This window comes from Holdemanella sp., from assembly GCF_056804935.1.
This window is the reverse complement of the sequence record NZ_DBMEXE010000154.1, coordinates 1-3,966: the sequence shown is the minus strand read 5'-3', so window position 1 is coordinate 3,966 and position 3,966 is coordinate 1. Positions and strand designations below refer to the sequence as shown.

3 protein-coding genes and 1 other annotated feature are annotated in these 3,966 nt (G+C 35.1%); all 3 genes read left to right on the top strand.

What is annotated here, in order from left to right; translation table 11 throughout:
* Nucleotides 1-1,444, top strand: a 1,444-nt coding sequence (locus ACZQCL_RS07230; RefSeq protein WP_482482480.1) for a PHP domain-containing protein, incomplete at its 5' end; no start/stop codon positions are given.
* A 40-nt stretch (nucleotides 1,445-1,484) separates the two neighbouring features.
* Nucleotides 1,485-1,683 (top strand) — a binding site (T-box leader).
* Nucleotides 1,684-1,722: 39 nt separating this feature from the next.
* Nucleotides 1,723-3,660 (top strand): methionine--tRNA ligase, encoded by a 1,938-nt coding sequence (metG, locus tag ACZQCL_RS07225; RefSeq protein WP_333672972.1) that lies wholly within the window; start codon nucleotides 1,723-1,725, stop codon nucleotides 3,658-3,660.
* Entirely contained in the window at nucleotides 3,660-3,842 is a 183-nt protein-coding gene (locus tag ACZQCL_RS07220) for a hypothetical protein (protein ID WP_295567391.1), read from the top strand. Before metG ends, ACZQCL_RS07220 begins: the two co-directional genes overlap by 1 nt.
* The last annotated feature ends 124 nt before the right edge of the window (nucleotides 3,843-3,966 follow it).

Genomic DNA, 3,966 nt, shown 5'->3' with positions numbered 1-3,966 from the left:
TCGTGCAGGTGGATATAAATATGCCACTCCATTAAAACGGAATCTAAGAGATTACCAAAATCATTTCTTTGCGTTTTTGATGGATGTCAACATTTGTTTATTGCCTGTTTATATATGGGTTCTTGAGTTTTTATTAATTATGTGTGGATTGATTCCACCACACTTCTTTGATTTATTATTCTACTTAATGTTTGCATTGTTATTTGTATCTAGTGTATTATTACTTGCGTTTTTTACAGCACGAACAAATGGGCAGTCATTTGGATATGCCATTATGGATTTGAAATTGGTTCGTAGAAACAAAAAAGAGGCGATGCCAATCAATTTGATCTTACGACAAGCATTGGGATTTGGTCTTCCTTTGATGATTTTAGGGTTCTTCTTTCAAGTGCCAGGAGTCATTTTATGGTGGGTCATCAATGGTATTGTCGCCTTAATCACTCCAAACCAACAAACTCTATTTGATTTGATTTTTGGTTTGGTTCCTGTAAATGAACCAGATCAGGAAATTCGTTTTGAAACAAAGGTGGAACCAGCTTTAGTAAAAGAAGAGTTGGTTGTGACTCCAATCGATTTACATATTCGTTCAAACTACAGTGATGATGGTTATTATGATGTAGAAGAATTATTCAAACAAGCCAAAGAAAATCACTTGGAAGTTATCTCAATCACAGACCACAACTGTGCAAGAGCGAATGCGGCAGCGGTTCGTTTTTCAAGTTTGTACAACATTCAATATATTCCAGGCGTGGAAGTGGATGCACAATATAAAAGAATGCGAGTACGTATTCTAGGTTATTATATTGACTGGACGAATGAAGTGTTTGAAGTGTTAGAACAAAATTCTTTGAAGCGTGAAAAAGATTTATCCATGGAGCGTGTTGAAAAATTCGAAAATTACTCAGGCATTCGTATTGATGTAGATTCATTAATTTCAAATTCTCGTTTCCAAACTATTACACCAGCAGAAATCACAAAGATGGTGTTCCATAACGAAAGAACGCGTTTATTGCCTTTTGTGAAGAAGTATATTGATAGTTGTGAAAGTGAGAGTGTTGCGATGTCTCGTTTTGAAACCGATGTATTTGGTAAGAATGGACCTTGTTATGTAAAGGCTAACTATCCGGATGCGAAAGCAGTAATTGATGCGATTCATAGTGCTGGAGGTATTGCGATTTTATCAAGCTGGCATTTAGATTATATTTCAGATGATGTTTTAGAAGAAATTGTGGATTTAGGTATGGATGGAGTGGAATGCTTCTCTAATGATATACATGAACAAACGGTTGCGGCTGCCTTGAAAATTGTTCAGAAACGCAAATTATTCGTATCTTGTGGTAGTGATTATCATGGTCCTACTAAGCCAAAATATCATATGGGTGTTTCAAATTGTCCTGAAAAAGCTTTACCATTGGTAAAAATTTTGACAAAAGCTGCGAAATAAATTTGCTCAAAATACGTTTTATAGCGTATAATAAACAAGTCAATAAGCTTAGAAAAGAAGAGTATTTATATGGCGTACTAAAGAGAGCGGATGGTTTGGTGTGAATCTGCGTACAATATATAGAGAAGATGGTCTTGGAGCTTCTTTATCGATAGGTAGGTAAAGACGTATGCTGGCGTTAACAGCTTGAGGTGTGAAAACACAAACTAAGGTGGTACCACGAAGCTTTCGTCCTTGGATGAAGGCTTTTTTTATTTGTATGATAGGAGGAAATAAAGATGACACAAAAGAAAGAACCATTTTATTTAACAACGGCCATTGCGTATACATCAGGTAGACCTCACATTGGGAATACATATGAAATTATCTTGTCGGATGCGATTGCTCGTTTTAAAAGAGCACAAGGATATGATGTATTCTTTCAGACAGGTACAGATGAGCATGGTGTAAAAATTGAAGAAAAGGCAAAAGCTGCAGGTGTAAGTCCACAAGAATTCGTGGATGGTGTGGCTGCTCAAATTAAATCAAACTGGGATTTAATGAATACAAGCTATGATTATTTTGTGCGTACTACAGATGATTATCACGTAAAAGAAGTACAAAGTATTTTTAAACGTTTATACGATCAAGGAGATATCTATAAAGGAACATATGAAGGATGGTATTGTACACCTTGTGAATCATTCTGGACAGAATCTCAATTGGTAGATGGATGTTGCCCAGATTGTGGTCGTCCAGTTAAGAAGGCAAAAGAAGAAGCTTACTTCTTTAATATGCAAAAGTATGCGGATCGCTTAATTAAATACATTGAAGATCATCCTGATTTCATTCAACCAGAATCTCGTAAGAATGAAATGCTGAATAACTTCTTGCGTCCAGGATTACAAGACCTTTGTGTATCTCGTACATCATTTACATGGGGAGTTCCTGTTGACTTTGATCCAAAACACGTTGTATACGTTTGGATTGATGCATTAAGCAACTATATCACTACACTTGGCTATCATGCCAATGGTGTTAGTGATGAAAAGTTCAACAAATACTGGCCTGCAACACACATTATTGGTAAAGATATTTTGCGTTTCCACACAATTTATTGGCCAATTATTTTAATGGCTTTGGATTTACCTTTACCTAAGAAAGTATTCGGTCATCCATGGTTGCTTACGGGAAGTGACAAAATGTCTAAATCAAAAGGTAATGTGATTTATGCCGAAGATTTAGTGGCTCACTTTGGTGTAGATGCTGTTCGTTATTATTGTTTACACGAAATGCCATTTGCGCAAGATGGAACGATTACTTGGGAATTAATGATTGAAAGAATCAATTCGGACTTGGCAAACATTTTAGGAAACTTAGTATCTCGTACAATTGCGATGTCAAATAAGTATTTTGGTGGTTTAGTCACAAATCCAAATGTATGTGAAGCAGTCGATGAAGAATTAAAAGCTTGTGCTTTAGAAACTAAGAAGAAAGTAGAAGCTAAGATGGAAGAACTTCGTGTTGGTGATGCATTAGATGAAGTATTCACATTGCTTCGTCGTACAAACAAGTACATTGATGAAACAATGCCTTGGGTACTCGCAAAAGATGAATCAAAACAAGATCGTTTAGCTACTGTTTTATATAACTTATTAGAATCTATTCGTATTTCAGCAGTATTATTACATTCATTCTTACCTGAAACTGCAGAAAAGATGTTCGCATATTTAAATACAAAAGTAACGGATTTAGATTCTTGTGAATCTTTTGGAAACTTAGAAACAGATATTCATGTAGTTGAAAAGTGTGAACCATTGTTTGCACGTATTGATGAAAAGAAATTTATGGAAGAGTTTAAGAAAGAAAAAGAAGCAGCTAAAAAAGAAGAGCCTAAAAAAGAAGAAAAAGTAGAAGAAGTTACGATTGATGATTTTGCGAAACTACAATTCAAAGTCGGTACGATTGTGAAGTGTGAACCACATCCAAAGGCAGATCGTTTATTGGTTGAACAAATTGATTTGGGTGGTGAAGTTCGTCAAATCGTTAGTGGTATTGCGAAACACTACAAGCCAGAAGAATTGATTGGAAAACAAGTTGTCGTAGTGACAAACTTAAAACCAGTAAAATTACGTGGTGTAGAATCATATGGTATGATTTTGTGTGCTACAGATGATAAAGACTTGTCATTTGTCACTGTTGCAAAAGAAATGCCTAATGGTGTAACTGTTCGCTAATGAATGATAAACAAAAGGTTGTTTTTAAACAATTACAGCTGGCTGGACTTGGCATTGTCGTCTTTGTGTTTGGCTTGTTGTATCAAGAAAAAGCCATTTCCATTGTAGGAATCTGTATCTTGATCTTTGGCTTATTAAGAACCTACTACATTAAAAAAGTAATTGATAAACTAGATGAGTAAATAATTGCTCATCTTTTTTTGCGCAAAGACACATTTAATAAATTAGGATATAAAGCTAAAATCAACACTCATACAACGTCTTATATAAATTGACTTCTGGACATATATCTTTATTTCGAACACC

Excerpts from the sequence above, each read along its gene's own strand:
- metG (WP_333672972.1), top strand. The coding sequence starts at position 1,723 with ATGACACAAAAGAAAGAACCATTTTATTTAACAACGGCCATTGCGTAT.
- ACZQCL_RS07220 (WP_295567391.1), top strand. The coding sequence starts at position 3,660 with ATGAATGATAAACAAAAGGTTGTTTTTAAACAATTACAGCTGGCTGGA.